At 71.9% G+C, this 26825-nt stretch carries 27 protein-coding genes and 2 pseudogenes; 17 read left to right on the top strand and 12 right to left on the bottom strand.

What is annotated here, in order from left to right; genetic code table 11:
• Positions 1 to 4344: ricin-type beta-trefoil lectin domain protein (locus AB0I21_RS43765; protein WP_360569752.1), on the bottom strand; the 4344-nt coding region annotated here is incomplete at its 3' end.
• Between the two features lie 316 nt (positions 4345 to 4660).
• Between AB0I21_RS43765 and AB0I21_RS43760 the strand changes: the two genes are divergently transcribed.
• The 3 genes from AB0I21_RS43760 to AB0I21_RS43750 all read left to right on the top strand — a co-directional run bounded on the left by AB0I21_RS43760 (position 4661) and on the right by AB0I21_RS43750 (position 7512).
• A complete protein-coding gene (locus AB0I21_RS43760) occupies positions 4661 to 5887 on the top strand; it encodes a DUF6596 domain-containing protein (RefSeq protein ID WP_360569750.1) in 1227 nt (408 codons plus the stop codon).
• 303 nt (positions 5888 to 6190) lie between these two features.
• Complete coding sequence (locus AB0I21_RS43755; protein WP_360569748.1) at positions 6191 to 6790, top strand: DUF2306 domain-containing protein; 600 nt, start codon at positions 6191 to 6193, stop codon at positions 6788 to 6790.
• Between the two features lie 23 nt (positions 6791 to 6813).
• Positions 6814 to 7512 carry an AAA family ATPase gene (locus AB0I21_RS43750; protein WP_360569746.1) on the top strand — a complete coding sequence of 233 codons (699 nt, stop codon included), beginning with the start codon at positions 6814 to 6816 and terminating at the stop codon, positions 7510 to 7512.
• Positions 7513 to 7569: 57 nt separating this feature from the next.
• On the opposite strand, the gene AB0I21_RS43745 is transcribed toward AB0I21_RS43750, so the two are convergent.
• The gene (locus tag AB0I21_RS43745) at positions 7570 to 9183 is read right to left on the bottom strand and encodes an LPXTG cell wall anchor domain-containing protein (RefSeq protein WP_360569744.1); all 1614 of its coding nucleotides are present in this window, start codon (positions 9181 to 9183) and stop codon (positions 7570 to 7572) included.
• Between the two features lie 176 nt (positions 9184 to 9359).
• On the opposite strand from AB0I21_RS43745, the gene AB0I21_RS43740 reads away from it, so the two are divergent.
• The gene (locus AB0I21_RS43740; RefSeq protein WP_360569742.1) at positions 9360 to 10205 is read left to right on the top strand and encodes an alpha/beta hydrolase; all 846 of its coding nucleotides are present in this window, start codon (positions 9360 to 9362) and stop codon (positions 10203 to 10205) included.
• 113 nt (positions 10206 to 10318) lie between these two features.
• Positions 10319 to 11845, top strand: coding sequence for an ankyrin repeat domain-containing protein (locus tag AB0I21_RS43735; RefSeq protein WP_360569740.1), 1527 nt, complete (start codon positions 10319 to 10321; stop codon positions 11843 to 11845).
• Here AB0I21_RS43735 and AB0I21_RS43730 read toward each other — a convergent pair.
• Positions 11829 to 12377 carry a DUF1877 family protein gene (locus AB0I21_RS43730; RefSeq protein ID WP_360569738.1) on the bottom strand — a complete coding sequence of 183 codons (549 nt, stop codon included), beginning with the start codon at positions 12375 to 12377 and terminating at the stop codon, positions 11829 to 11831. The two genes, AB0I21_RS43735 and AB0I21_RS43730, sit on opposite strands and share 17 nt — an antisense overlap.
• Before the next feature lie 5 nt (positions 12378 to 12382).
• Here AB0I21_RS43730 and AB0I21_RS43725 point away from each other — a divergent pair, with 5 nt between their 5' ends.
• The 3 genes from AB0I21_RS43725 to AB0I21_RS43715 all read left to right on the top strand — a co-directional run bounded on the left by AB0I21_RS43725 (position 12383) and on the right by AB0I21_RS43715 (position 13338).
• Positions 12383 to 12598, top strand: a complete 216-nt coding sequence (locus AB0I21_RS43725) for a hypothetical protein (protein ID WP_360569736.1) — start codon at positions 12383 to 12385, stop codon at positions 12596 to 12598.
• Positions 12599 to 12608: 10 nt separating this feature from the next.
• The gene (locus AB0I21_RS43720) at positions 12609 to 13073 is read left to right on the top strand and encodes a GtrA family protein (protein WP_360569734.1); all 465 of its coding nucleotides are present in this window, start codon (positions 12609 to 12611) and stop codon (positions 13071 to 13073) included.
• A 73-nt stretch (positions 13074 to 13146) separates the two neighbouring features.
• Positions 13147 to 13338, top strand: coding sequence for a hypothetical protein (locus AB0I21_RS43715; protein ID WP_360569732.1), 192 nt, complete (start codon positions 13147 to 13149; stop codon positions 13336 to 13338).
• 55 nt (positions 13339 to 13393) lie between these two features.
• On the opposite strand, the gene AB0I21_RS43710 is transcribed toward AB0I21_RS43715, so the two are convergent.
• A complete protein-coding gene (locus AB0I21_RS43710; RefSeq protein WP_360569730.1) occupies positions 13394 to 14269 on the bottom strand; it encodes a LysR family transcriptional regulator in 876 nt (291 codons plus the stop codon).
• A gap of 87 nt (positions 14270 to 14356) precedes the next feature.
• Between AB0I21_RS43710 and AB0I21_RS43705 the strand changes: the two genes are divergently transcribed.
• The 5 genes and pseudogenes from AB0I21_RS43705 to AB0I21_RS43685 form a co-directional block, all read left to right on the top strand.
• Positions 14357 to 15022: an alpha/beta hydrolase gene (locus AB0I21_RS43705; protein WP_360569728.1), complete on the top strand. Its 666-nt coding sequence runs from the start codon at positions 14357 to 14359 to the stop codon at positions 15020 to 15022.
• A complete protein-coding gene (locus tag AB0I21_RS43700; protein ID WP_360569726.1) occupies positions 15019 to 15807 on the top strand; it encodes an LLM class flavin-dependent oxidoreductase in 789 nt (262 codons plus the stop codon). Before AB0I21_RS43705 ends, AB0I21_RS43700 begins: the two co-directional genes overlap by 4 nt.
• A gap of 118 nt (positions 15808 to 15925) precedes the next feature.
• Positions 15926 to 16570, top strand: coding sequence for an FKBP-type peptidyl-prolyl cis-trans isomerase (locus tag AB0I21_RS43695; RefSeq protein ID WP_360569756.1), 645 nt, complete (start codon positions 15926 to 15928; stop codon positions 16568 to 16570).
• A gap of 39 nt (positions 16571 to 16609) precedes the next feature.
• Positions 16610 to 17377: pseudogene (locus AB0I21_RS43690) on the top strand (PA domain-containing protein); the annotation flags it as partial.
• An 81-nt stretch (positions 17378 to 17458) separates the two neighbouring features.
• Positions 17459 to 18178, top strand: a pseudogene (locus AB0I21_RS43685) (M28 family peptidase); the annotation flags it as partial.
• Positions 18179 to 18313: 135 nt separating this feature from the next.
• Here AB0I21_RS43685 and uppS read toward each other — a convergent pair.
• The 4 genes from uppS to AB0I21_RS43665 form a co-directional block, all read right to left on the bottom strand.
• Positions 18314 to 19096 carry a polyprenyl diphosphate synthase gene (uppS, locus tag AB0I21_RS43680; protein ID WP_360569724.1) on the bottom strand — a complete coding sequence of 261 codons (783 nt, stop codon included), beginning with the start codon at positions 19094 to 19096 and terminating at the stop codon, positions 18314 to 18316.
• 95 nt (positions 19097 to 19191) lie between these two features.
• Positions 19192 to 19488, bottom strand: a complete 297-nt coding sequence (locus AB0I21_RS43675) for a hypothetical protein (protein WP_360569722.1) — start codon at positions 19486 to 19488, stop codon at positions 19192 to 19194.
• Between the two features lie 65 nt (positions 19489 to 19553).
• Positions 19554 to 19865, bottom strand: coding sequence for a TraR/DksA C4-type zinc finger protein (locus AB0I21_RS43670; protein ID WP_360569754.1), 312 nt, complete (start codon positions 19863 to 19865; stop codon positions 19554 to 19556).
• Positions 19866 to 20118: 253 nt separating this feature from the next.
• The gene (locus AB0I21_RS43665; protein ID WP_360569720.1) at positions 20119 to 20577 is read right to left on the bottom strand and encodes a hypothetical protein; all 459 of its coding nucleotides are present in this window, start codon (positions 20575 to 20577) and stop codon (positions 20119 to 20121) included.
• Between the two features lie 328 nt (positions 20578 to 20905).
• Here AB0I21_RS43665 and AB0I21_RS43660 point away from each other — a divergent pair, with 328 nt between their 5' ends.
• Together AB0I21_RS43660 and AB0I21_RS43655 are read left to right on the top strand one after the other, a co-directional pair.
• Positions 20906 to 21325, top strand: a complete 420-nt coding sequence (locus tag AB0I21_RS43660; protein WP_360569718.1) for a hypothetical protein — start codon at positions 20906 to 20908, stop codon at positions 21323 to 21325.
• A gap of 6 nt (positions 21326 to 21331) precedes the next feature.
• Complete coding sequence (locus AB0I21_RS43655) at positions 21332 to 21634, top strand: hypothetical protein (RefSeq protein ID WP_360569716.1); 303 nt, start codon at positions 21332 to 21334, stop codon at positions 21632 to 21634.
• A 26-nt stretch (positions 21635 to 21660) separates the two neighbouring features.
• Here AB0I21_RS43655 and AB0I21_RS43650 read toward each other — a convergent pair whose 3' ends face one another.
• The gene (locus AB0I21_RS43650; protein ID WP_360569714.1) at positions 21661 to 22125 is read right to left on the bottom strand and encodes a MarR family winged helix-turn-helix transcriptional regulator; all 465 of its coding nucleotides are present in this window, start codon (positions 22123 to 22125) and stop codon (positions 21661 to 21663) included.
• A gap of 55 nt (positions 22126 to 22180) precedes the next feature.
• Between AB0I21_RS43650 and AB0I21_RS43645 the strand changes: the two genes are divergently transcribed.
• Positions 22181 to 23116 carry a hypothetical protein gene (locus AB0I21_RS43645; RefSeq protein WP_360569712.1) on the top strand — a complete coding sequence of 312 codons (936 nt, stop codon included), beginning with the start codon at positions 22181 to 22183 and terminating at the stop codon, positions 23114 to 23116.
• A 137-nt stretch (positions 23117 to 23253) separates the two neighbouring features.
• Positions 23254 to 24702: an RICIN domain-containing protein gene (locus AB0I21_RS43640; RefSeq protein ID WP_360569710.1), complete on the top strand. Its 1449-nt coding sequence runs from the start codon at positions 23254 to 23256 to the stop codon at positions 24700 to 24702.
• Positions 24703 to 24705: 3 nt separating this feature from the next.
• Here the strand turns inward: AB0I21_RS43640 and AB0I21_RS43635 are convergent, their stop codons facing one another.
• From AB0I21_RS43635 to AB0I21_RS43625, 3 genes are all read right to left on the bottom strand, one after another.
• Positions 24706 to 24900, bottom strand: a complete 195-nt coding sequence (locus tag AB0I21_RS43635; RefSeq protein WP_360569708.1) for a hypothetical protein — start codon at positions 24898 to 24900, stop codon at positions 24706 to 24708.
• A gap of 35 nt (positions 24901 to 24935) precedes the next feature.
• On the bottom strand, positions 24936 to 26066 hold the full coding sequence (locus tag AB0I21_RS43630) for an NAD(P)/FAD-dependent oxidoreductase (RefSeq protein WP_360569706.1): 1131 nt from the start codon (positions 26064 to 26066) through the stop codon (positions 24936 to 24938).
• Positions 26067 to 26133: 67 nt separating this feature from the next.
• Positions 26134 to 26820 (bottom strand): TetR/AcrR family transcriptional regulator, encoded by a 687-nt coding sequence (locus tag AB0I21_RS43625; RefSeq protein ID WP_360569704.1) that lies wholly within the window; start codon positions 26818 to 26820, stop codon positions 26134 to 26136.
• Positions 26821 to 26825 lie beyond the last annotated feature (5 nt).

The following is a 26825-nucleotide window of genomic DNA, read 5'->3' as shown; positions in this document are numbered from 1 at the left end:
GGCGGAGGCGGCGCCGGCGGTGTGCACCGGCACGATCGACAGCAACCACGCGGGGTATTCCGGCAGCGGGTTCTGCAACGGTTCCAACGCCGTGGCCAGCCACTCCTGGGCCTTCGTGGCGTTGCAGTCGTAGATCTGCAGCTGGGTGCCGTTCACGGTGCTGGAGTTCGGAACGTCCAGGCAGCGGCCCGACACGGGGTTGCGGATCGAGTTGTTCGGGCCGAGCTCCCACAGCTGGTTCGGCGTCAGGTTGCAGTCGAAGAGGTGGATCTTCGAGCCGTTGGCGGTGCCGTAGGAGACGATGTCCAGGCACTTGCCCGCGACGCGGATGGTGCCGTCGCCGAGGACGGTGAGGATCTGCGAGTTGGCGCCGCCGTTGCAGTCCCAGGACTGGATCGGGTTGGCGTTGGCGGTCAGGCCCTGGTTGTTGTCGATGCACTTGCCGGGGATACCGGAGTGGATCATGCCGATGCCGGCCCACTGCATCGTCCACTGCTGGGCGGAGTTGCCGTCGCAGGTCCAGATCTGGATGCCGGCCCCGTCGGCCGTGCTGGCGTTCATGACGTCCAGGCACAGGCCGGAGTTGGGGTTGCGGATCGAGTTGTTCGGGCCGAGCTGCCACTGCTGCGCCACGGTGTTGTTGCAGGTGTACAGCTGCACCCGGGTGGCCGGTGCGGTGCCGGAGCCGACGACGTCGAGGCACTTGCCGACGATGCGGATCGTGTTGTCGCCCGCCAGCGTCCACAGCTGCGAGTTGTACCCACCGTTGCAGGACCAGGACGTGACGTTGTTGCCGTCGGCGGACCCGCCCGTGTAGTTGTCCAGGCACTTGCCGGGCAGGCCCGAGCGCAGCAGGGTCAGCGCGCCGGCCGGTGGGGCGCCGGTGACGGGCTTGGTGGCGCCGGCCGACACCTGCATGCCGTCGATGGTGCCGGCGAAGAACTCGGCGGCGGCGCCGGCCTGCAGGGTGCGGCCGACGGTGAACGGCCCGGCCGCGTCCCAGGTCCCGGCGACGGTCGCCTCGGCCTGCAGCTTGTCGTCGACGAACAGCCGGATCCGGCCGGCCTGCGCGTCGTACACCGCTTCCAGGAACGTCCAGCTGTTGAGCACCGGCGCGGCGAGCGAGGTCACCTTGACCACGGTGGGTGCGTCCACGTCGGAGCCGGTCACCGCGTAGGCCCACCGGTTGGCGACCTTGTCGTACCGGACGGTGAACGCGGCACCACGCGTGCCCTGCTGGGCGAAGACGCTGCGGGACACGCTGGTGTCGGTGATCCGGACCCAGCCGCTCACCGAGTACGACTGGTCGGTGTGCACGACCGGCCCGGCGGTGGCGGCGGCGCCGGTGACGCCGTCCAGGCAGAGCCCGCCGCTGAGGTCGTTCCCCTCGCACCACGTGGCGCCGGGCGCGTCGGTGAGGGTCAGCGGGTGCTGGTACCCGGAGTCGTCGGTGACCTGCCGCGGCACGTCCTCGTCGTAGTCCTCCATCGCCCAGGCACCCGTCGGCACCGGCGCCACGAGCGGCTTGAGGTCCAGCGCCGGGTCGATCGCCCGGTCCCACACCCGCACGTCACCGATGTCGCCGGCGAACCTGTTGTTGCGCGAGCCGTTGAACTTGCCCTGACCGATGAGCAGCGCGCCGGTGGCGTTCCAGTTCGTGGGCCGGCTCACGGTGCCGGACAGGGCGCCGTTGACGAAGAGCTTCGCGGTCTTGGTGCCGGCGTCCCAGGACACCGCCAGGTGGGTCCAGCGGTTCGCGACCGGCGGCGCGGCCGAGTTGGCGCGCACGATCGGCGGGTCGGTGGTGTCGCTGCCGTACAGGCTCAGCGACCAGCGGTTGTCCGGCGCGGGCCGGTAGTGCACGGCGAACCCGCAGGCCATCGCGCCTTCCTGGCACAGGACGGTGCGCTGGCTGTCGGTGGCGGTGAGCCGGACCCAGGCGGCGGCGCTGAAGCTCTTCGACGTGTCGAGCACCGGGCCGGCGGTGGCGGCGAGGTCGTCCACGCCGTCGAACCGCAGCGCGCCGTCCGTGCCCGCGACCGGGTGCGCCCCGAGAACGCGCCCCGCCACCCAGGTCTGGCCGCCGGTGACGGTGGCGGCGGGGCCGCCGGCCGGCGTCGTGTTGAGCGTGACACCGGTGCCCTCGTCCAGCTTCCACACGGCCTTGGGATCGGAGGCGGTGTTGACGAGGAAGCGGTAGTCCCTCGGCGGCGACGCGTTCTGCGCGGCGTCGCGGGAGCGGACGGTCAGCACGTGCTCGCCGCGGTGGGTCGGGGTGACCCAGACGGTCGCGGGCCCGCCGGTGACGGAGGCGGCGACGTACGTCTTCGCGCTGCCGTCGAGCTGGTACTCGTAGTCGACGATGTCGGTCTCGCCGTTGGCGCCGAAGGTGAACTGGCCGCTGCGCCCGACGGAGCCGCGCATCGTGTCGTTGGGCGGCGACTCCAGGTACAGGCCGTCGGCCGCCGTGACGGTCGGCACGACCCCCGGCGGTGTCGTGTCGACGGAGAACTCGCACCACGCCGAGTAGTTCGACGAGCCGCCGAGGGTGTCGCTGACCCGCACCTGCCAGCGGAAGGTGGCACTGCTCAGGGTGCCGGCCGGCACCTGCACCTCGCCGAGGGTCCCGGACGGGATGCCGGAGTCGCTCTTCGGCCAGCCCGTGACGCCGGTCCAGGTGCTGCCGTTGAGCCGCTCGAGCGAGAACGCGGCGGACAGCTGGCCGCTCTGGTCGCCGTCGGGGTCGGAGACGGTCGCCTTGAGCCACGGCGTCATGGACCGCACGATCGGCCGGGTCGCGCCGGTGACGCAGGCCTGCCCGGCGGCGGTGTAGTCGGTGTGCGTCGTCATCTGCGCCGCCTGCGGCGTGTTCGGCAGGCTGTTGTACTCCACGGACAGTGCGGTCGAGGCCTGGTCGAACTTCTTCCACCGGTTGCCGACGGTCTCGTTGGCGCCGTTGCTGTCGCGGGCGGAGAGGCCGAGGGTGTAGCTGCCGCGCCCCTGGCCGAAGTTGATGATGTCGTTGACCAGGGTCTGGTTGGAGAACTCCATGTACATGTTGGGCTGAGGGTCGTTCGCGCAGCCGGCGCCGGTGGACGGCTTGTGGGCGTTGCCGGACTTCTGCTCGATGTGCAGGTCCAGGCCGGGGCCGGACCAGGCCTGCCGGCCGGACCCGGTCAGGTCGCCGGTGCGGTACAGGTTGACCGGCGTCGCCGTGCACGACCACGAGTGCGTCATGTACGTCACGAACTTGGCATTGCGGATCTGCTTGCCCGGCAGCCACGTCAGGTCGAACGCGAAGAAGGAGCGGAAGGTGCCGGACCCGTCGGTGTTCAGGCCGACGCGGACGATGCCGTCGTCGCGGTTGGCGTTGGTGGAGTCGGTGTAGCCCCAGCGGGCGCGGCCGACGCCGGTCCATGGGTCGATGACGACGGGGTAGGCGACGTTCGGGTCGGCGAGCATCGCGGCGTCGGGGACGATGACGAGGGAGCCGTCCTCCACGGTGGTGGGGAGGTCGGCCTTGCGGGAGTCGTCGGGCACGTGCCGCAGCAGCGAGTTCTTCCCCGCGGACCGCGCCGCCGCGAGGGACCGCTGCGCGCTGGGCACGCCCGCGGAGTCCCACATGAGGGCCGGCCCGGCCGCCGCGGTGACCTTGCCGGTGCTGTCGCGGGTCTCGTAGCCGCCGCCGGGGCGCTGCTTGAGCGACCACCCGGTGCTGCTCAGCCCGAACTTGAGCTTCGCCAGGGCCGGGTTCGCCGCGGCCTGCCGGGTCTTGACGATCAGCGAGTAGCCGAAGCCCTCCACTGTGGACTGCACCTGCAGGTCGACGTCGGGCAGCACCGACTCGTACACCGCCGTGTCACCCTCGATGCGGGGTGCGGGCAGCTTCGACGGCCAGGTCAGGTTGAGCGCGCCGCCGGCACCGGCAAGAGTGACGAGCGGTCCGGTGCCGCCGGCGGAGAATCGCACGTCCGCCACGGACGCGGCCGGGGCGATGGTCGTGCCGTCCTTGCGCAGCGACAGGTCGATCTGCCGCCAGGCGCCGTCCTTCTTCGTCCACTGCGGCACCGCGTAGCTCTCCCGCACCAGCGTGCCGCGCGGCGTGGCCATCGTGCGGGCCATCTCGGACCGGGAGTTCGCCACCTCGACCGTGCGGCCGCTCTCGACCGCCTGCTGCAGCGCCGCGGTCTCGGCGGCGCGCTGGTCGACCGGCGGCGCGACCTGGCCGGGCTGACCAGGCTGCCCGGGCGCCGGGTCGGCGGCGGCCGGGTCGCCGGCCACGGCCACGGCCGCGACGGTCAGCGCGAGGCTGATGGGAAGGGCGCCGGACAGGAACCTGCGCACGGCGCGATGAAGTGAGATCACTGGATGCCCCCGCGAAGTGAAAGTGAGCGAAACGTAGGGGCTGCCCGACTCCCGTGTCAATCGATCGAGGTGATCTCGGCACGGTTGGTGACGCCGTGACGTCGGCGAATGAAACGGAATGCTTCGGTATGTCCTCCAGACCGATCTCCGCCGGAAAAGTTCGAGCGGCCGTGTCGGATCGGCGGCGGCGGGTTCGTAGGTCAGGTAGACAGAGGGGCCGAGGAGAGGAGCGCACCGTGCTGTACCTGGCGTCCGTGATCCAGCGCAACCGCATGAGCGAGGTCCGGCCATTTCTGTGAGTGAGGTGCGGGCCGCGCTCACCCGGGCCCACCAAGAGGAATGGGCGTGGGTGGTCGCCAGCCTGACCAGGCACTTCGGTGACCTCGACATCGCCGAGGAGGCGGCCGCCGAGGCGTTCGCGACCGCCGTGGAGCGCTGGCCGGCCGACGGCGTGCCGCCGAACCCCGGTGCCTGGCTGACCACGACCGCCAACCGCAAGGCCATCGACCGGATCCGGCGCGAGAGCAAGCGCGACGACAAGCACAAGGAGGCCCGGATGTTGCACGACGACACGCCTGCCGAGCCTCTGGGCGCCATCGACGACGAGCGGCTCCGGCTGATCTTCACCTGCTGCCACCCTGCGCTGGCGATGGAGACCCGCGTGGCGCTGACGCTGCGCATGGTCGGCGGGCTCACCGTGCCCGAGATCGCCCGGGCGTTCCTGGTGCAGGAGACCGCGATGGGGCAGCGGATCACCCGGGCCAAGGCGAAGATCAAGGCGGCGCGTATCCCGTACCGGCTGCCGGCTGCCGAGGATCTCCCGGCTCGCGTCGCGGGCGTGCTCGCCGTGCTGTTCCTGGTGTTCAACGAGGGCTACCTGGCCACCGGCGCGGACAGCGACCCGGTGCGTCCCGGCCTGACCGCCGAGGCCATCCGGCTCACCCGCCTCATCCGCGCCCTGCTCCCGGCGGACGGCGAGGCGGCCGGGCTGCTGGCGCTGATGCTGCTCACCGAGGCCCGGCGGGCCGCCCGGGTCTCCGCGGGCGGCGAGCTGGTCACCCTCGCCGAACAGGACCGCGGCGCGTGGGACCCGGCGCTGATCGCCGAGGGGCACCGGCTGGTCCGGCAGCGGCTGGCGACCGGTGAGGCGCCCGGCCGGTATCAGATCCTCGCCGCGATCAACGCCGTGCACACCTCCGCCCGCGATGTGCGGGACACCGACTGGTCGCAGGTGGTCGCACTGTACGACCAGCTCGTCCGGCTGGACCCGTCGCCGGTCGTGGCACTGAACCGGGCGATCGCGGTCGCCGAGCTCGACGGGCCGGACGTGGCCCTGGCGGCGGTCGACCGCCTGGAGGGCCGGCTGGCCGGCTATCACGCGTTCCATGTGGCCCGCGCCGACCTGCTGCGGCGGCTGGGGCGCGGTCAGCAGGCGCGGGCGGCGTACGACAGGGCGATCGAGCTGGCCGGCAACACCGCCGAGACCGCGTACCTGACCCGCCGCCGCGACCAGCTCGGCTGAGGCGTTCTCGGTCCGCCATGGTAGCCACGGCCCGAGTCGGTGTAGGCGCCGCTGCAACTGGCCGCGAACGCGGGCGACTCAACTGGCACGTGGATCTTGTGATCCATCCCACGGAGAGCGCTCTCTCGAACCGGTGGACCTACGCCCATCGGCGTAGCGCCGGGTCATCGCTGGGCTGATGACGGTGGCGCCGTGGTGGGCCAGAGTCGAGTCATGTCGAACGAACGCACGGCCGAGCGGCCCCGCCGGCCGTCGCCTCGCAGCGGATCGCCTCGCAGTGGGTCGCCGGGCCGCCTGCCGCGCGTGACACTCGTGGTCGCGGTCGTCGTCAGTCTCGTGCTCGTCTATCCGTACATCGGCCTCGACGCCTCCGAGAGCCGCCTCGGCGTCAGCGGGACCGTGCACTACGCCACTCTGGTCGCGCACATCTTCACCGCCGCCGTGGCGCTGATCCTCGGCCCGCTGCAGTTCATGGCGCGGGTGCGGGCCCGTCCGCGCGTCCACCGCACCATCGGCCGGGTGTATCTGCTCGCCGGGGTGCTGCCGGCGGCGGTCACCGCGGTGCCGGTCGCGCTGTGGTCGGGCCGGCCGGTGACGCAGGTCGGTCTCACCGTCGCGGCCGTGCTGTGGCTGATCACCGGCGGTCTGGCGTACCGTGCCGCCCGCCGCCGCGACTTCACCGCCCACCGCGAGTGGATGCTGCGCAACTACGCGCTGACGTTCCTCGCCGTGACCGCCCGCGTGCTGGTGCCGCTGCTGCTGCTGATCCGGCTGCCGTTCAGCGCGGAGAGCGCCGCGACGCTCGCGCCCACACTGATCCCTTTCGGTCAGACCGCCGGCTGGATCGTCAACCTGGCCGTGGCGGAGGTGTTCATCCGGCGCTTACGTCGGGCCGGCCGGTAGTGTTCGCCGGTGTGGAGCGGCTGGTGCGGCGCGTCGAGGTGGACCCGGGCGCGTCGTGGGATCCGGACGCGTGGTGGGCCCGGATCCCGGCGGTGCGGTCCCTGCTGGACCGGGGCCTCAACCTCCCGGCGGGCGTGACCTTCCTCGTCGGCGAGAACGGGTCGGGGAAGTCCACCCTGATCGAGGCGCTCGCCCAGGCGTACGGGCTGAACCCGGAAGGCGGCTCCCGCGGCGCCATGCACCGCACCCGCGAGACCGAGGCCCCGCTCGGCGCGCAGCTGCGCTTCGTCCGCACGGCCGGCGCTCGCGGCAACGCGTATTTCCTGCGCGCCGAGACGACTCACGGCCTGTACACCTACCTCGAGTCGCTCGAAGGCTCGCCCGACTGGGACCTGCACGAGCGCAGCCACGGCGAGGGCTTCCTGGCCCTGCTGGAGCGCAAGTTCAACCAGCCCGGCTTCTACCTGATGGACGAGCCGGAGGCGGCCCTGTCCTTCACGTCCACCCTCACCCTCATGTCCCGACTGGCGACCCTGGCCGAGTCCGGCGCGCAGGTCGTCGTCGCCACCCACTCGCCGGTCCTGACCGCGCTGCCGGACGCGACGGTGCTGGAGCTCGGCGAGCACGGCATCCGCCGCACCGGCTGGGCCGACCTCGCCGTCGTCGAGCACTTCCGGGCGTTCCTCGGCCAACCCGACCGGTACCTGCGCCACCTGCTCTGACCGCGCCGACGGCAAGGCCCCGGCGACCGCGGTCGCCGGGGCCTGTCGTGCAGTGGGTTACTCGGCGCTGCCGTCCTGCGGCACCACGAGCACCACGCGGCGGCGGCGCGCCACCAGGAACAGGGCCACGCCACCCGCCAGCAGCGCCGCGCCGACCGAGGCGACGAGCCCGGTCTGCGCACCGGTCAGCGGCAGGCCACCGCCCGAGCCACCGGGGTTCGGGTTGATGACCACCTCGGCAACGTCATTGCCCGGGTTGGCGTCCGCCGGCGGCTCGGCCGGGTCCCGGAACGGGTTGGTGAACGAGACGGTGCCCGTCGCGTGGGCGATCACCTGCGTGATCTTCAGCTGGAACGCCGTCGTGTACGACGCGCCCGGCTTGAACAGCGACGAGTCGATCCCGCAGTCGTAGAAGCGCTTGCCCGGCACCGGGTCCCAGCCGATGCTGCCGTCGTCCTCCTTCCACCGGGCGACGCAGCCCTCGCCGACCCCGACGACCTCGGTGCCGTCGGGCACCACGAAGTTGAACCTGGCGGCCGGCTCGCCGCCGGTCCGGTACGCGTCCAGCATCGAGACACCGGTGTTCTTGACGCCGATGTTCACCGTGACCACGCTGCCCACACCGCCCGAGGCGGTCGCGCCGATCGTGGCGAGGTCGCGCGAGTTCAGCGCGCCGTAGGCCGTTCCCGCATAGTTGTCGTTCTTGTCGATCTCCGGCTGCGCCTTGAACGACTTGTTGACCGGCTGCTGCTGCCGGATCTTGAACTTCTTGCCGCTCGTCGCCTTGGTCGTCTTCGCCTTCGCGAGCACCTCCGGCGGAAGGTCCTCGACGACACTGTCGGCGAGGGCGAGGAAGTCGACGCCCTTCCAGCCGAGCGCGTCGGGTGCCACGACGGCACCCATGCCGGGGGTCTCCTTGCCGTTCTCGTCGACCGTCACGAACTCCCGGCCCGCGCCGGGCTCGATCGTCCCGTCGACCGGGCACTCGACGATCAGCGGGTACTCGGTCTCGGTGTAGGTGCAGCCCTCGTACTTGAACGGCGCGATGCCCGGGTCGAACATCATCGTCATCGTGGCGTCGGCGGCCGCCCGGTTGCCGTAGTTGACGAACGCCGCCTTCGTGAACAGGACGTCGCCGGGCTTGACCTCGGGCACGGGGGAAACGTACGTGGGTGCGGTCACGACAAGGTCGGCGCCGTCGGCGATCGTGACCTTGTGCTCGGACGCGGGCAGGTCAGGCGTGTTCTCGGCAATCGCGTCCAGCGTGAACGCGCCCTTGTCGCCGACCGCCGCACCCTTGTCGGGGTGCAGGACGAGCACGATGGGCACGGAGGTGAAGTCGGCCTGCGGCAGGTCGCAGACGATCTTCTTCCCGGTCGCCTTGCACTGGTCGTTGCCGTCCGGCACGGCGAACGTCGCGACACCGGCCAGGCCGGTCTGGTCGATCTCGAACCGGGGCTTGACGGCATTGTGCGCGTCGACCCAGACGGTGACGGCCTTGCCGGGCGTGCCGACGGCGCCGAGGCCGATGTCGTAGCTGGTGGCCGCGCCGACGGACGGGAAGTCGTCCTCGGCCAGCGCCGACGTCGCCGGCAGCGCCGCGAACACGAGCGCGGACGCGGCGAGGGCGGCGCCGGTCCGGCGAGCCGACAAACGGGACAGAAACGTCATTGCCATCCTCAGGGGTTTGGGGAACGGCTGGAGCGTAGTGGGACATGAACATCCCTCGCTGCCCGCCTGAGCTGCCGAACGTGCATGATCGCGTCGGCCGAACGGCCGATTCGCGCAGCTCACCGGCCCGGCGAAATGCCTGGCGCGCGGCGGCGCCGTCGTGGAGCATGCCGGGCGTGACGGTGAGCGAGTTCCGGACGGCGTCCGGGGTGCGGCTGCGGCCGGTGGCCGAGCGGGCCGGGGACCTCAACTGGTTGCTGCTGCCCGGCGGGCCCGGCATCGGGTCGGAGAGCCTGCACGGTCTGGCGGATTCGGCCGGTGTACCGGGTGTGACCTGGCTGGTCGACCTGCCCGGCGACGGCTCGAACACGGTCGGCGGCGAACCCTTCGCCCGCTGGCCGGGGGTGCTGGTCGAGGCGGCCGAGGCGTTGCCGCGGGCCGTGTTCGTCGGGCACTCCACCGGCGGGATGTACCTGCTGTCGGTGCCGGAGCTGGAGCCGCTGCTGGCCGGGCTCGTGCTGGTCAGCTCGGCACCGCACGCCGGCTGGCTCGCCGACTTCGAGCGGATGGTCGGGGAACATCCGCTGCCCGCCGTCGACGTCGCCGGCGCGGCGTACGAGGCCGACCCGACCGACGAGCACCTGCGCCGGCTCACGGTGGCGTCCGCGCCGTGGAACTTCACGCCGGCCGGGCTGGCCGCCGGCGCTGAGATGCTGGCCCGGATGCCCTACAACGCCGCGGCGGTGGACTGGTCGGCCAGGCACTTCGACAGCACGTACGAGCTGCGGTGGTGGCCGGCGGCCGTGCCGACCCTGATCGTGAGCGGCGCCCAGGACCGGATCGTCACGCAGCGGCGGTGGGACGCACCCCGCTTCCAGGGCCACCACGTCCTGCACCGCCGGATCGAGGACGCCGCCCACTTCCCGTGGATCGAGCAACCCTCCGCCGTGCGGGCCGCGCTCCATGAGCTCGCCGCCCTGGTCACCGCGACGGCGCCGGAAAATGTCGGGGGGTCTTCGTAGACTGCGGGCAACGAAGCGGTCGTGCTGAGACGGGGGATGGCGCGATGGTGGCTGGGCCCTTTGGTGCGTTGGATGATTGGCGGCTCGTTCGTCGGTACGCGGTGCCGGCGTGGATGATCGCCGAGTGCACGCAGGCGCGGGAGGTTGGTGACTGGCGGGCCGCGTGTGCGGCGGCGCGGGTCACGGTGGCGTTCGGCGATGCCGGGCCGGTCGCGGAGCTGCTCGCCGGGTTCGCGCCCGACCTGCTGCGCTGGCACCTGCCGCGCTCGCTGGACGGCACGGCCGCGCTGGTGCCGGGGATGCGGTTCGTCCTCGCACCCGATGGGCCGGTCACCGCCGACACCGTGGTGCTCGGAGTCCGCTCACCCGACAGGTCCACGAGCTCGCAGCGGCTCGTCCTGCACGCGGTCCGGGTCCGTGACATGGCCGAGGGCCCGGTGTTCGCGGTGCCGCCGCACATGTGGGACGCCCGCCGCGCGAGCGGGCTGGGAGCGGCCGTGCACGGCGCGACCAGGGCGGAGCGGGTGGTCGAGGACTGGATCTCGGCCGGTTGGCTGATCGACGGCACGGACACGCACCGCTGGGCGTATTCGAACTCCTCGGGCTGGTCAAGGCTGGAGATGGCGCTGCTGAGCCAGGCCGATCCGTTGCTCGCGGCCCGAGAGCTGCGGCGTCTCGCGGCACAGTTCGGCCAGCGGTCGTGGGAGCTGCGTCCGGCCCGGCGCGAGCGCTGGCCGTGGCCTGACCGGCGGCTGATGCTCTCGGTGGCGGGAGATGCCAACCGGCTCACCCGGGACGCCACCACTCCGTCCGGGACCGGCGCGGTCCGGGCGGATCTGTGCCTGCATCCGGCGCTGCTGCGCGTTCCGGTCGACGCTGACCTGGTGCGGCACGGCCGGCTGGACGTTGCCGACCTGCACCCATTGGTCCGGTCCGCCCTGTTCCCCGCCGCGCGTCCGGGCACGGCGCGTCCGGCCGCCGCAGGTTCGGCCGCCGTTGGTTCGGCCGTCGTGGGTTCGGGCGTCGCGCGTCCGGGCGCGGGGCGGGCGTCGGAGATGGTGCCGGCCGGGTTCGCCGAGGGGGAGCGGGTCCGGGTCCGGTGCGGCGCCGCGTGGCACTCGGTCAGCGTCCGGGGCGGGCGCCTCGAGTTGCTCGACCACACTGACGCTGAGCGGCGCCGGGAGCACGCGCTCCGCTCGTTCGGCGGCACGATGAGCGGCTGCTTCAGGACCGAGGCCGCCTGGCATGACGGGGAGGGCGTCCTGCCGAGACGCCTGCGCGCCTACCGGCAGGACCTGTGGCGCCGGATGACGCACGGCGGCGGCAAGGTGGTGCTCGCGCTCCTCGACGCGGGCATGGACCCGGGGGTCCGTGACGTCGCGGGTCAGACGCTGCTGCACCGGATGCACCAGTTCGAGCACGCCGACCTGCTGCCCCGCCTGCTCGCCGAGCACGTCGACGTCAACCCGGTCAGCCGGCGCGGCTCGACCCCGATGTGCGACGCCGTCGTCCACAACGCCCCGGCCGACCTGATCGAGACCCTGAGCGAGGCCGGCGCGATTCCCCACCTGTCCCGTCTCGACCCGCGCACCTGGCCCGTTCAGGCGCGTGAGCAGGAGGTGTTCACTGGTCGACGGTGAAGATGACGGAGCTGCCCGCGGCGGCGGCGCGCTGGTAGAAGTCGCGGACGTCCTGCAGGTAGGACCACGTGTGTTCGAAGTCGTCGGCGTCCAGCACGCCCTGGTGGTCGTCGGGGTCGATGCGGTGGTAGCGGTCGCGGAGCCAGGTCTCGTCCACGGTGCGCAGGGCTTCGGCGACCTTGACGACGTCCGCGGCGAGGACGAGGGCGACGACGTACTCCTCGCCCTCGTGGTGGCGGCGGCCGCCGAGCACGGTCAGCGGGAGCGGGCCGCCGTCGCGGTAGGCGATGTCCAGCGTGCCGTCGCCGAGGCAGCGATGCATGGCGTCCCACGCCTTGTCGGTCTCGCACAGCCACTCGTCGTCCCACGCCGCTTCGACGGCGTGGACGAACGCGACGGCGTGGACGAACGCGACGGCGTGGACGAACGCGACGGCGTGGACGAACGCGCGGACCTCGGCGTCGTCGCGCGTGGCGGTGAGCGCCGCGTCCTGCGCGGCGGTCAGCGCGAAGAACACCCTACGGCAGCCCATGGCGGATGATCTCAGGCCTCGATGCCGCGGTGGTCGTCCGGCAGATGGCTGTGGAACTTTCGATGGCGGGCACGCTGCGCGGGGGTGACGGCACGCTGTACCACCGCTGCTCCGGCGGCTTGGCCGGGCCGTGGCGGCCTGCTCCGCCGCTGGTCGGCGGCGGACGGCGGCGGCTGGCGGTTCTGCTGGAACGGCGTTCGGCGGACAGCCGGCTGCTGTAGGGTCACCGCCGTGCGGGGGAGGGTCGTGAGCGTCTGGCGGCATCCGCTGGTGCGGTTCGTGGCGTTCGCGGGGCTCGGGTTCGGGTTCGACGTCGGGCTGCTGCTGGTGTTGAAGGCGGCGACGCCGCTGCCGGCGTTCGCGTGTGTGACGATCGCGTTCTGGGCCACCTACGCCGTGAACTTCGTGCTCAACCGGTACTTCACCTTCGACGCGAGCCATCGGGCGGTGGGTCCGCAGGTCGCGAGGTTCGTCGTGCAGGTGCTGGGGGACTACGCGCTCACCGTCGGTGCGGTTCTCGGATTGCAGGCGCTCGGTGTGCACCTCGCCGTCGGCCGGGTCGCCGCGGGCGGCACGACGCTGGTGTTCAACTACGTGATGTACCGGTGGTGGACGTTCCACCGGCCGGTGGCCGGCGGCGAACAGGACGCCGAGCAGGCCATCGCGGCGGCGTCCGGTGGTGCCTCGGCCGGCTGAGAACCGGACGGTTCGTGGTGCGGGCGGGCGGGTACCCGGTAGGGGTCGGGACGTCGACGTACGGAGGACGACCATGCTGCCGAAGATGATCGCCCGGTGGGCGGTCGCCGCGATCGCGGTGCCCCTCGCGATCGCCGGTGCCAGGAAGGTCAGTGAACGGATCGAGGCCCGCCGCGGCGCGACCCGTACAACCCGCCTGCTCCGCAAGGGTGTGGCCACCGCGGAGCGGTTGACCGGCCGTAAGCGCCGCCGCCTGGCCTGGTAGCCGCCTCAGCCGCGCCGGCCGTCGAAGCCGGTCATCGAAGCGTGGCGGCGACGAGTCACGGCAGCGTGGCGGCGATGTCGAGGGCGAGCTCGATGGCGCGGGCCGCCAGCGGGGAGTGGGTGCGGCCGGCGCGCCACAGCAGGTAGATCTCGCGGGGCGGGAACGCCGGGTCCAGCTCGTGCACGGTCAGCGAGTCGTCGACCCGGCTGAGCGCCAGCCGCGGCAGGACGGCGGAGCCGATGCCCGCTCGTACCATCGACAACACGGCATCGTTGCCGGCGCTGCGGAACACGATGCGGGGGTGGACGCCGGCGCGGGCGAAGGCGGCCTCGATCCGGGGCTGGTCGCAGTCGGCGGGCCACGCGACCATCGGGGCGTGGTGCAGGTCGGCCAGCGGCACGACCCCGGTGGGGAAGTCGCCGCGGCGGGCGACCAGCACATACGGGTCGTCGAGGAGCTTGCGGTGCTCGACGTCACCGTCGGTGCGGCCGTCGTAGAACATGAGGTCCACGTCGTCGACGCGGGGCGGGTCGCTCTCCTCCTCGAACAGCCGGATGTCGCACGCCGGGAACTCCTCGCGCAGCGCGACGACGAGCCGTGGCAGGAGCGCGATCGACAGGCTCTGGAACGTGCCGATGTCGATGCGGCCCTCGCCGGCGCGGAAGCGGTCGATGGCGTCGACCATGGCGCGCGTCCGGGTCAGCAGGTCGCGCCCGTGGGCCAGCACGACCTGGCCGAGCGGGGTGAGCCGCACCGGCCGGGGCCCGCCGGGGCGGTCGAACAGGGCGCCGCCCACGGTCTTCTCGAGGGCGGCGATCTGCTGGCTGACCGTCGACTGCGTGTAGCCGAGACGGGCGGCGGCCCTGCTGAACGAGCCCTCGTCGACGACGGCCGTCATGGTGGCGAGGTGCCGCAGTTCGATGTCGGTCACGACGCCCACTGTATATCGGTACAGGCGATGGACAGCATCATGAACGATCGCTTTTCAGCATGGAGAAGCGAAACTAGCGTGATCGGCATGAGCACCTTCGTACTGATCCACGGCGCGGGAGACTCGGGCTGGTCCTGGCATCTCGTCGCGGATGCGCTGCGCGCCCGTGGGCGCGACGCGGTCACGCCGGACCTGCCCGAGGGTGAGGACGCCGACCTGACGACCTACGTCGAGGCGGTCGGCGACCGGCGGGACCTGGTCGTCGTGGGTCACTCGTTCGGCGCGTTCACCGCACCGCTCGTCGCGGACCGGATCGGCGCCGACGCGCTCGTGCTCGTCGCCGGCATGATCCCCGTGCCCGGCGAGCGGCCCGGCGACTGGGGCGGCGGCGCCGGCTACCGGGACGCCGTCCGGGAGCAGGCCGCGCGCGACGGCGGGCGCACCGGCAACGACGACCCCGATGTCTGCTTCTACCACGACGTGCCCCGCGACCTCGCCGAGGAGGCGAAGCGCCGGGAGCGCGCGCACCCGTCGGAGACCGCGGCCGCGAAGCCCTGGCCGTTGGCCGCGTGGCCGGCGGTGCCGACGCGATTCCTGCTGTGTGTCCAGGACCGGTGTTTCCCGCCCGCCCTCTTCCGGCGGCTGGTGCCGGAGCGGCTCGGCATCACGCCCGACGAGATCGACGCCGGGCACTGCGTCTCGCTGAGCCGGCCGGTGGAGCTGGCCGAGCGCCTGCACGGGTACGCGCCGTGACCCGGGCGGCGATCTGGCTTCCGCTGTTCGACGCCCTCGCCGATCCCCTCGTGGCCACGAGGCTCGCCGCGGAGGCGGAGGAGGCCGGCTGGGACGGCTGTTTCGTCTGGGACCACATCCGCTGGCGCGAGCCGGTCCGGCAGGCCGCGGACCCGTGGATCACCCTCGCCGCGATCGCCGCCGGGACCGAACGGCTGCGGCTCGGACCGATGGTCACGCCGCTGCCGCGGCGCCGGCCGGTGAAGGTGGCCCGCGAGACCGCGACCCTCGACCGGCTCAGCGGAGGGCGGCTCACGCTGGGCGTCGGGCTCGGCGGCGACCGGTTCGGCGGGGAGCTGTCGCGCTTCGGCGAGCAGGTCGACGACCGGCTGCGCGGGCAGATGCTCGACGAGGCCCTCGACATCCTCGCCGCCGCGTGGTCCGGCGAGCCCGTCCGCCACCGCGGCGCGCACTACGTCGTCGACGACGTCGTGTTCCTACCGCGGCCGGTGCAGCGCCCCGGCGTGCCGGTGTGGGTGGCCGCCATGCCAGGCAGCGTGAAGCCGCTCCGGCGGGCGGCCCGCCACCAGGGCTTCTTCCCGGTCAACCTCCAGCACGCGGACGAGCTCGCCGAGGCGCTGTCGAAGATGACGGTGCCTGACGACGTCGCGGTCGCCCTCCCGCCGGGTGCGGATCCCGCCGCGTACGTCGGGGCGGGCGCCACCTGGCTGCTGACCGAGTTCGACGCCGAGGCGCTGTCCCTGGACCACGTGCGCGGCGTGATCGGCGACCGCCCGGCCGTTTGAAACCGGTTGAGATCAAGTGCGAGTGGTCATGGGCACATCACCGCCGTATGGTGTTGCGGTGACCGAACGTGTGGCGAACCCGCAGCGTGGCGCAGCGACCAAGCGCGCCAGCAGCAGCATCCAGGTGGACAAGTCCAAGGCCGCGAAGCGCGCGGCGGCGAAGGCCGCCCGTGCCAAGGCGGTGGCGGCGGAGAAGCGCCGACGGGTGCTGAGCATGATCGGAGCGGCGCTGGCGGTGCTGCTCGTCGTGGGCGGGATCGTCTGGTTCTCGCAGTCCGGTGACGACGACCCGTCGACGCCCGCGACCGGCACGAACAGCAGCGCCGGCGCCACTCAGGACCCTGCTCAGGGCGCGACGAACGCGGCCTTCCCGCCGCTGCCCGACGGCGCCGACCCGGCGCTGAAGACGAAGCCGACCGTGACCGGCGGCACCGGGGCCGTCACGAAGCTGGTCTCGACCACGCTGGTCGAGGGCAAGGGTGCGGCCGTGCAGGCGGGGCAGACCATCACCGCCAACTACGTCGGCGTCACCTACGCCGACGGCAAGGAGTTCGACGCGTCCTGGAACCGGTCGCAGCCCCTCGAGTTCCAGGTCGGCGCCGGCAGGGTCATCAAGGGCTGGGACGACGGCCTCGTCGGAGTCAAGGTCGGCAGCCGGGTCCAACTCGACATCCCGGCCGCGATGGCTTACGGCGACAACCCCGAGGGCGGCAGGCCCGCCGGCGCCCTGCGGTTCGTCGTGGACGTGCTCGCCGCCGCGTAAGGCCCCACCCCGGCGTGTGCACATCGCGCACAAACGGGCATGCATCAGCTACCGTCGATCTTGCGAGTCTGCCTACAGTCCTCCTCTTGTACCTCGACGAGGAGGGGAGAGCACGTGGTGCTTCGCAGGCTCGTGGGCGCGGCGACCGTCGCGGTCATGGTGGGGTCGGTCGGGTTGGCAGTACCTGCCGCCGCCGCCCCCACCATCAGCACACCGAAACAGCTGACCAAGGCCGTGACGCTGCCCGGCGTCCTGCGGCACCTGCTCGCGTTCCAGGTGATCGGCGACCTCAACGGCGGCAACCGCGCGTCCGGGATGCCCGGGCACAAGCGCAGCGCTGACTACGTCGCCGCCCTCCTGCAGCACGCCGGCTACCAGGTCACCCGGCAGCCGTTCCAGTTCAACTTCTGCGACGAGTCGAGCTCGTCCTTCGCGCAGACCGCGCCGGCGGCCACGACGTACGTCGAAGGCACCGACTACGACGTCATGACCTGCTCCGGCTCCGGTGACGTCACCGCCGCCGTCGTCCCCGTCGACCTGAACCTGGCAGAGCCCCGGGTCGCCGTCACCTCCGGCTGCGAGGCCACCGACTTCACCGCCGCCGTCACCGGCAAGATCGCGCTGATGCAGCGCGGCGGCTGCCCGTTCGGCACCAAGGTCGCCAACGCCGAGGCGGCGGGCGCCGCCGGCGCGATCGTCATGAACCAGGGCAACGGCGACCGGGCCACCGCACCCGACCGGTACTCGCTGCTGCTCGGCACCCTCGGCAGCCCGGTCGGGATCCCGGCCGTCGGGGTCTCGTACGACACCGGTGCCGCCTTCTCGACCACCGCCGGCCTCACCGCCCACCTCACCACCTCCACCACCGCCGAGATCCGCGACACCGAGAACGTCATCGCGGAGACCAAGGGCGGCAACGCGGGCAACGTCGTCATGGCCGGCTCCCACCTGGACTCCGTGCCCGAGGGCAACGGCATCAACGACAACGGCAGCGGCAGCGCCGCCCTGCTCGAGGTCGCCCTCCAGATGGCCCGCAGCAAGCCGGTCAACAAGGTCCGCTTCGCGTGGTGGGGCGCCGAGGAGGCCAGCCTCGTCGGCTCGACCTTCTACGTCAACAGCCTCACCCCGGCGCAGCAGGCGCAGATCAAGCTCTACCTCAACTTCGACATGATCGCCTCGCCGAACTACCAGTTCGGCGTCTACGACGGCGACGACTCCGCGGCCGCCGGCGCCGGCCCCGGCCCGGCCGGCTCCGCCCAGATCGAGGCCCTCTTCGAGGCGTTCTTCGCCTCCCGCGGCCAGCAGACGAACGCCGCCGACTTCACCGGCCGCTCCGACTACGGCCCGTTCATCGCCGCGGGCGTGAACATCCCCGCCGGTGGCCTCTTCACCGGCGCGGAGGTCATCAAGACCGCCGCGGACGTCGCCAAGTTCGGCGGCGTGGCCGGCGTCGCCTACGACCCCTGCTACCACAAGGCGTGCGACGACCTGTTCCGCGTCACGCAGAAGGGCGGCGACCCGGCGCTCTACGCCCAGCTGCGCAGCATGTACACCCTCGTCGGCAACGTCAACACGTTCGCCCTCGACACGAACGCCGACGCGATCGCGACCGCCGTGATCACCTACGCGTTCGACACGTCGTCCATCCCGCCGCGCACCACGACCACCGCCGCGGCCCGGTCCTCGATCTCCGCCACCTCGATCTGACCCGGTTCGGGCGCCGGTCTCGCCGGCCGGCGCCCGTCAACCACCGAACCGGCGGTGCCGGGCGGCGTAGGACCGCAGCGCCCGCAGGAAGTCGACCTTGCGGAAGCCCGGCCAGTACACGTCGCAGAAGTACAGCTCCGAGTACGCGGCCTGCCACAGCAGGAACCCCGACATGCGATGCTCGCCGCTGGTGCGGATGACCAGGTCGGGATCGGGCAGCCCGCCGGTGTAAAGACGCTGGGCGATCTGCTCCACGCTCAGCGTCTGTGCGATGTCGTCGACGGTACGACCAGCGAGCGCCTCCTGCTCCAACAGCGTCCTGACCGCCGCGACGATCTCCTCCCGCCCGTCGTACCCGATGGCGATCGTCAGCCCGAACGGCGCCCCACTGTCCCTGGTGGACTCCTCGGCCAGCTTCAACGCGTGCCGGGTCGAGTCGGGCAACACGTCCAACCGGCCCGCCAGATGCACCCGCCACGGACTCGCCGGCCGCCGCAACCGCTCGGCGACGACCTCCTCGATCATCCGCATCAGGTTCCCGACCTCGCCGGCGTCACGCTTACGGACGTTGTCGACCGACGCCACGAACACCGTCACGTGCTGGATGCCGAGCTCCGCGCACCAGCCGAGCACCTCGTCGAGATGCTCGGCGCCGTACCTGTGCCCGACCCTGGGGTCGTCGAACCCCATCTGCCGCGCCCACCGCCGGTTACCGTCCATGACCATCGCGACGTGCCGCGGCAGCTTCCCACCGGCCAGCCGCCGGCTCAATCGGCGCGCGTACAGCCCGTACACCGCGCCCCGTACTGACTCGAACATACCCGCATCAAACCGCCCCGCCGCCCCGCGCGCGCCCGCCTGCACAGCATCTTCACGCCTTCACCACACCGGCCGACGGCGCGCCGCCGCGCAGGTCAGGACCGCCGAGGCTGGTTGACACCGGAGGGCGCGTCGCGGGTGTACGTACGGTCGACGTCGCCGTCGTGATCCAGGTCCTCGTACACGGTCTCGTGCCAGCCGTGCCCGATGACCACCTGATCCATCTCGCCGTCACCGTCGGAGTCGTACAGCAGGTTGTCGGGCTCCGGCGGCTCGGAGTACCGGTGCGGCGCACCGTCGTGCACGTCGCCGTGCCCGTAGTCGTGCGCCATCTCGCCGCCCGCACCCTCGTGCCCGTAGTCACCGACAGGCACATCGAAGAAGTCCGTCATGCGGCCACGGTAGGGACCGCCCCGCCGCGCACCCGCACTCCGTACGGAATCCGACGCTCTCGGCATCAAGCACAGGCGACGCAGGTACGGGCGAACGGACGGATCGCGAGGCGACCAGCGGGGATCGGCCGGCCACAGCGCTCGCAGATGCCGTAGTCACCCGAGTCCAGCCGCGCCAGCGCCTCGTCCAGGTCCGCCAGCCGGCGCCGCGTCGCCTCGAGAACAGCCGCGAGCTGCGCCCGCTCGTAGGCGATCGTGCTCCCCTCGGGATCGTGCTCATCGTCGGCGTTGGAGTCCTGACTCGCCTCGAACACGGCGCGCAGGTCCGCCTCGAGCCTAGCCACCTCGCCGGCAACGGCCGCCCGTGCCTGCTCCAGGCCGGCCCGGATGTCGTCGTCGGCCACGCCCCTACGGTACTTCGCTCAGCGTGCAGCGCGAGGTCGATGGCGACCGGACGCGAGGTAGCGGCAGATCTTTGATGGCGATGGTGCATCGGCGGGTCAGTCCGCCTACCCGTTCGAGCCCAAGTCGAACGCCTACTTGGAGCCCGGCCAATTCTGGGCGATTCCCCTCAGCGAGGGAACGTTCGCTTGCGGACGCCGGGTCCGGGCCGGCGGTGTCAGCCGTGCATCAGTACTGGCCGGTGTAGCAAGACGAATTGACTCGGTAGCAATCGGCGTATCCGACGATTTGGTGGTCAAGGTCTCGCACGTAGATCGTGACATCGGTGATCCCGCCGGAGACCGCGCTTCCGTCCAGCGTCACGTTACCGATCGTCTCCCAAGTGCCCGTGCCGCAGCGGTCCCAACCCTTGGCGTCCACGACCGTGTTTCCTTGCGATCCGAACACCGAGATCTTTCCGCATTCGCCCGCCTTGACATAGACCCGCAGCGATGTCACGGTGACGGACCGGCTGTACCAGGCGAGACCTCCGGTGGCCTGGACGGCGACCGCACCCGCTCCGCCGGCATGAACCGCCTTGGCGACGAAGCTGGCCGGGGAGGCGTTGGCGGCGGAACCCGACCCGAATACGGAGGCGGCGAGCACGCCGATCGCGATACCTGCTTGCAGCATCCGTCGTCTGAGCATCTCATCTCCTGCGAGTGTTCGTCGCGACCCTGGGGGTACGACACATCGGGTCCGACCGCATCCCAGGCTATCAACGGACTTCAGTGGGTATGCCGGCGCCCTGTTGATCGTCTGGATAGGACCGCGCCGGACACGCCGGGCTATCACAATGACGGGTGACAGGAGGCCGTTGGCGCGCAAGGGATTGCGGTCATGCCGCGGACGCGGAACATCCAACCGTCGTTGTGGGAGCCGGTGCTGCCGGAGGTGCGCCTACGGCGGCCGGCGGAACTGGACCGGGTCGATGCGTGGTGCCGGGGTGACCGTTGTGCGCCGTTACGCTGTCGCGGTGCAGGAGCTGAGGGTGTTCCAGGTTGGTGACGTGCGGGTGGAACTGCGCGAATTGACCCTCCGCGACCAGTACTTCGGCATGATCGAAGGCACTCCGGCGATGCATCGCCGGTTCGTCGTGCGGAGGCTGGAGCAGGATCTGGCGTCGGCGGCCGGGCTGCACGTCCACGACCTCGACCGGATCAGGGTGGACGCTGAGGCCCGCACCGACGAGTGGATGCCCCGCGAGCGGCACCAGGCCCGGCTGACCTCGGCCTGGATCCCGGCGGGCAGCAAGTTCACCGGCCACACCGAACTGTCCGTGGTCTGGTTCCAGCCGCCGTCGGAGGACCCGTTCGACCGTCTCGCCGGCATCGTCGAGCCACTCGACTGGCGCGCGCTGGCGGTGTTCCACCCGTTCGACCCCGACAACTACTGAGCGCCCATGGACTACGCGATCATCTATCCGGCCGAGCTGGACGACTACGACTGGTACATGACCGGCAAGAAGGGCTGGATCGACGTCACCGTGCGCTGGGACGGCGGCGAACAGCTGCTCGAGTTCTACGATCCGGTCCGGCTGGGCCAGTGCGTCGACGAAGACATCCGGCAAGTCGGACGCTTCTTCGGCCGGAACGTCATTGTCGTGCCCGAAGTCACCGAGGCGGCGATCGAGGCTGCCGTCGTCGCCCTCGCCGCCCGCGACTTTGTCGACATCGCACCCGACCAAGGCATGGCCGGGGCATAGGTGACCGGGACCGGCCGAGCCGGCGGTCAGGGCTGCGGGGGCGGAGGGGTGGTGTTGCGGATCAGTTGCTGCAGGACCTTCACCGTCGTGACGTAGTCGGTGTCGGGGATGCCGTCGTGGATGCGGGCGCGGACGGCCGGGGCGTGCTGGGCGAAGGTGGCGCGGGCCTCGTCGCCGGCGGGGGTGATCCAGAGGCGGCCGGCGGGGTCGCGGGTGAGCCAGCCGTGGGACAGGAGGACCTCGGACTCGGCGGTCAGGTCGTCCTCCGGGCGCAGGTAGGTGCGCATCGCCGTGGTGAGCTCGGGGATCGTCATTCCCTGGCCGTCGGGGGAGAGGTCGTTGGCGGACAGGTTGCGCAGGAGCCAGAACTGCGGCTGGGTGAAACCGAGCTCCGCCTGCCGCGCCCGGGTGAAGGCGATCAGCGACTCGTAGGCGACGCCGGTCCAGTAGGCGGCGGGCTGGGCGGCGAGTTCGGCGTCTGACATCGACATGACGGCGACCGTAGGGGCTCAAGCCTGGTTGAGGTCAAGAACTACGATGGCGCGGGTGATCACCTCGCCGCTGGTGGAGCTGTTCCCGGCGCTGGCCAGGCACGCCAGGACGGCGACGCGGCTGCATCCGACGGGCGGCGAGGTCACGATGTACGACAGTCACGCGGGCGGGCCGTTGCTGTGGCCGGACGCGGAGCCGTGGCCGGTCTGCCGTGAGAAGCGCGAGGTCGAGGAGCGGGTGCCGCTGCCGGACGACCTCGTGCGGCGGATGCGCGACCCGGAGCGCCGGGAGGCGGCCGTGCGAGAGCTCGGCGGCGGGTACACCGGCTGGACCGACACCGCCGACGGGCGGCTCGTCGGGACGAAGACGCTGTGGCGGCGCCACGAGCCGCACAACCCGCTGCTGCCGGTCGCGCAGCTGCGGGCCGCCGACGTCAAGGACCTGCCCCGGCCGAAGGGCACGGACATGCTGCAGGTCCTGTGGTGCCCGGCGATCCACAAGGGACCGCCGTGGGGGCCGGTGGTGCGCCTGCGGTGGCGCCGGCAGGCCGACGTCACCGAGCCGCTCGAAGCGCAGCCGGTCTCGCGGGTCGACCACGCGCGGTACGCGCTGCGGCCGTGCCGGTTCGAGCCGGAGCGCGTGACGGAGTACCCGCCGCGGGACGAGCTGCCGGTCCGGTTGCGCCAGCAGGTCGAGGCGTGGGGCGGCGGCTACGACGCGATGGCGGTGGCGCCCGGCTGGAAGGCCGGCGGCTACTCGACAGCGCCGGTCACCGGGTACACGCCGGCGGAATGCTCGACGTGCGGCGGGCGGATGAAGCTCGCCCTGGTCATCGCCACATCCGAGGCCGGCGAAGGCGGCAACTGGCAGCGCCCCGGGCGCGGCGACCCGGACGAGCCGACCGGCGTGCTGATCGGCCGCTACGGCTCGCTGCGCATCTTCGTGTGCACGCGCTGCCCTGGTACACCCTCCATCGAAGACATCCAGTAGCCGGCCGGCAGCGGCGGGTCGTGGAAGTTTCACCACCGGCCGAAGGGAACCAGACGCCGGCCGGAAAAGCCGTTATCGGTGGGCGGTCCGATGCATCTCTCTCAGCGACAAACAGTTGCAGGGAAGGAGCAACGGAAGTGCAGCACCGCAGAACAGTCGTCCTCCTCGCGTCGGTCCTGGCCGCGTCCGCCGGCGTCGTCGCCGTGACCGTGTGGCCGTCGGAGGCGGCCGTCACCCCCGTCAACGGCGGCGTCTACACGCTCGCGTCCGCGTCCAGCGGCAAGTGCGTCGTCGCCGCCGGCACCGGCAACGGCGGCCTGCTCACCCAGGTCGCCTGCGCCGCCACGACCGCCGCCCAGCGGTTCACCGTCGTCGCGCAGAACGGGGCGTACGGCCTCGTCAACGCCGGTAGCGGCAAGTGCGTCGACGTGCCCAACAACACGACCACGGCCGGCACGCAGCTGTGGCAGTGGACGTGCGGGGCGTCGGCGAACCAGACGTGGCAGCTGACCGCCAGCGGCGCGGCGTCGGGCAAGTACCTGGTGAAGAGCGCGGCGAACGGGTTGTGCGTCAGCAACAAGGACGGCTCCACGGCGGGGAACAACCCGATCGTGCAGGAGCCGTGCTCGGACGTCGCCCGGATGCAGTGGTCGTTCAACGCCACGACCGGCACCACCCCGACGCCGACGCAGGGCGGCCGCACCTGGTCCAACACCGCCGACGGCTTCGCGCAGGGCACGACCGGCGGCGCCGGCGGCACGGCCGTCACCGTGACCACGTACGCGGACCTGCTCAAGTACGCGACCGCCGCCCCCGCGTACATCATCCGGATCAGCGGCACGATCACCGTCCCCAACTACGGGTACGAGATCCCGGTCGCGTCGAACAAGACCCTCGTCGGCGTCGGGAAGACCGGCCGGATCAAGAACGGCGGGTTCTTCCTCGGCGCGGGCGTCCGCAACGTCATCATCCGGAACCTGACGATCGGGGACACCGCCGTCGCCTCCGACGACCCCGACGACAAGGACTTCGACTACGACGGCATCCAGATGGACACGGCCGACCACGTGTGGATCGACCACAACACGTTCACGAACATCAACGACGGCTACATCGACTCCCGCAAGGACACCACCAACGTCACCGTGTCGTGGAACATCCTCGGCAACCACAACAAGACCTTCGGCATCGGCTGGACCGAGAACGTCGTGGCCCGGATGACGATCCACCACAACTGGCTGCACGACACCACGCAACGCAACCCCAGCGCGGACAATCTCGCCTACGCCCACCTGTACAACAACTATCTGCAGAACGTGACGAGCTACGGCAACTACGCCCGCGGCGCGACGAAGATGGTCCTGGAGAACAGCTACTTCGACCACGTCAACAACCCGTACTACCCGGACGCGAACGCGCAGCTGAAGCAGTCGGGCAGCATCGTGGTCAACAGCAGCGGCCGGCAGGAGACGAAGGGCTCGGCGTTCAACCCGGGCAGCTTCTACTCCTACACCCTCGACCCGGCCGCCGACGTGCCGAACCTGGTCAGGACCTACGGCGGCCCGCAGGCGAACATCGCCATGTGACCGTCACGAGGTCTGCAGGAAGTCCGTGAGCGGAAGGCGCCCGTCGGCCTGGCGGGCGCCTTCCGCGACGGTGGGGTCGGTGGACCGGAAGTCGGCCCTGGTCGCCACCGCGGCGGACGGGACCAGGCCCGGGTTGACGCTGTCGATGCGGACGAGGTCGTGCAGCAGCGCCAGTGCGTCGGTTTCGGGGTCCCGCATGGATCACAGCGTAGAGCGGTCCGGCCGCGGCGGAGTCACTGCGCGCTGAGCGCGGCGAACCGGTCCAGCAGGCCCTGCGGGGCGTTGTCCTCGAAGCACAGCACCAGGTTGTCGGCGGCCTCCCGCGCGGCTTCGGCGCTGCGGGGGAACAGGTCCCGCTCGTACGCGGCGAGGGCGGCCTCCACGTCGCCGGGGTGCGCGGCGATCGCCTTGCCCAGCTCGGCGCCGTCGAGCATCGCCAGGTTGGCGCCCTCCCCGGCGAACGGCGACATGAGGTGCGCGGCGTCGCCGACGAGCGTCACGCCGGGCACGCGGTCCCAGCGGTGCCGGATCGGCAGCGCGGTGATGGGGCGGGGGACCAGCGGGCCGTCCGCCTCGGTGATCAGGGCCTGCAGCTCGGGCGCCCAGCCGGCGAACTGCTCGACCAGCGCCGCCTTAGCGGTGCCGGGGTCGGTGAAGTCGACGGTCGACGCCCAGTCCTGCGGCACGGTGAGGGCGGCGTAGATGTGCAGGCTGCCGTCGGGCTCGCGGTGGGCGAGGAACCCCCTGCCGGGGCCGAGCGCGAACAGCATCCCGGCGCCGACGACGGCCGCCGGGCCGGGGTGGCGGGTGTCGGCGTCGCGCAGGTCGACCTCGACGAACGACACCCCGGCGTAGGCGGGCACGGCGTCGGACAGCAGCGGCCGGATCCGGGACCAGGCGCCGTCCGCGCCGACCAGCACGTCGGTGGTGACCGCCGGGCCGCCGGCGAACGTCACCTCGTGCCGGCCGTCGCCGAGCGCCCGGACGCCGCTGACCTTGCACCCCCACCGGACCGTCCCGGCGGGCAGCGAGTCGAGGAGCAGCCGCCGGAGCCGGCCGCGGTCGACCTCCGGGCGCCCGCCCTCGCCGTCGTCGGCCTCTTCCCGCCGGACGGTGTTGTGCCGGTCGAGGATGCGGGTCGCCTCGCCGCCGGCGTGGATGATCGCCCGGAACCGCTCGAACAGGTGGGCCTCGCGCAGCGCGACCTGGCCGTTGTGGTCGTGGATGTCGAGCATGCCGCCCTGGGGGCGGGCGGACGGCGACTCGTCCAGCTCGTAGACGGTGGCGGGGATGCCGTGGACGTGCAGGACCCGGGCGAGGGTCAGGCCGCCGAGTCCGGCCCCGACGATGCTGATGGTGGTCATGGCTACTCCTGTCGGATTGACGAACGCGTTCGTGACGAACACGTTCGTGATGGCGACGAAAAACCGGCTAGGGGATCGGCACGCGCAATCCTTCGATGATCGCGGACAGGGCCCAGCGCTGCCGCTGCCCGCCGGTGCCGGCGAACAGCTCCTGCCGCGCCATCGCGATGTGCGGGTAGGCGTCCGCCGGCGCGCCGGCGACCGCCATGGCGAGGTCCTCCGGCTCCCGCTCGGCCTCGGCCGCCTCGGCCCGGCTGCCGTGCTCCGCGGCGGTGGCGGTCGCGTGCTGCAGCAGCAGGTCGACCCCCCACGCCGCCTGCCCGGCCGGCACGCCGCCGGCGTGCAGCAGCCCGAGGACGGTGTCGATCAGCCGCAGGTAGTTGGGCCCCGACGGGCGCAGCGTGAGCACCGACCGGGCGAGGCTCGGGTGGGCGAACAGCAGCTCCGTGTAGGCGGACAGCAGCGCGATGAGCCGCTCCCGCCAGGGCTGGCCGGGCGCCGGCCGGTCCACGCCGGCGAGCAGCTCGGCGAGCAGCTCGTCCAGCAGCGCCCCGTGCAGCTCCGCGGTGTTGCGGACGTACACGTAGAGCGACGCCGGCCCGGTCTCCAGCTCGGCGCCGAGCCGCCGCATCGTGACCCGCTCCAGGCCCTCGTCCTTCATGAGCCGCAGAGCGGTGGCCACGACGCTCTCGCGGCTCAGCGGCGCCTTGGCGGGCCGGCTGCGGCGGCTGACGGGACCTGGTCGCGGACTCACGAACA

The organism is Dactylosporangium sp. NPDC050588 (assembly GCF_040654975.1).
In the GTDB taxonomy this organism is placed as follows: domain Bacteria; phylum Actinomycetota; class Actinomycetes; order Mycobacteriales; family Micromonosporaceae; genus Dactylosporangium; species Dactylosporangium maewongense.
This window is presented reverse-complemented; position numbering and strand designations above follow the sequence as displayed.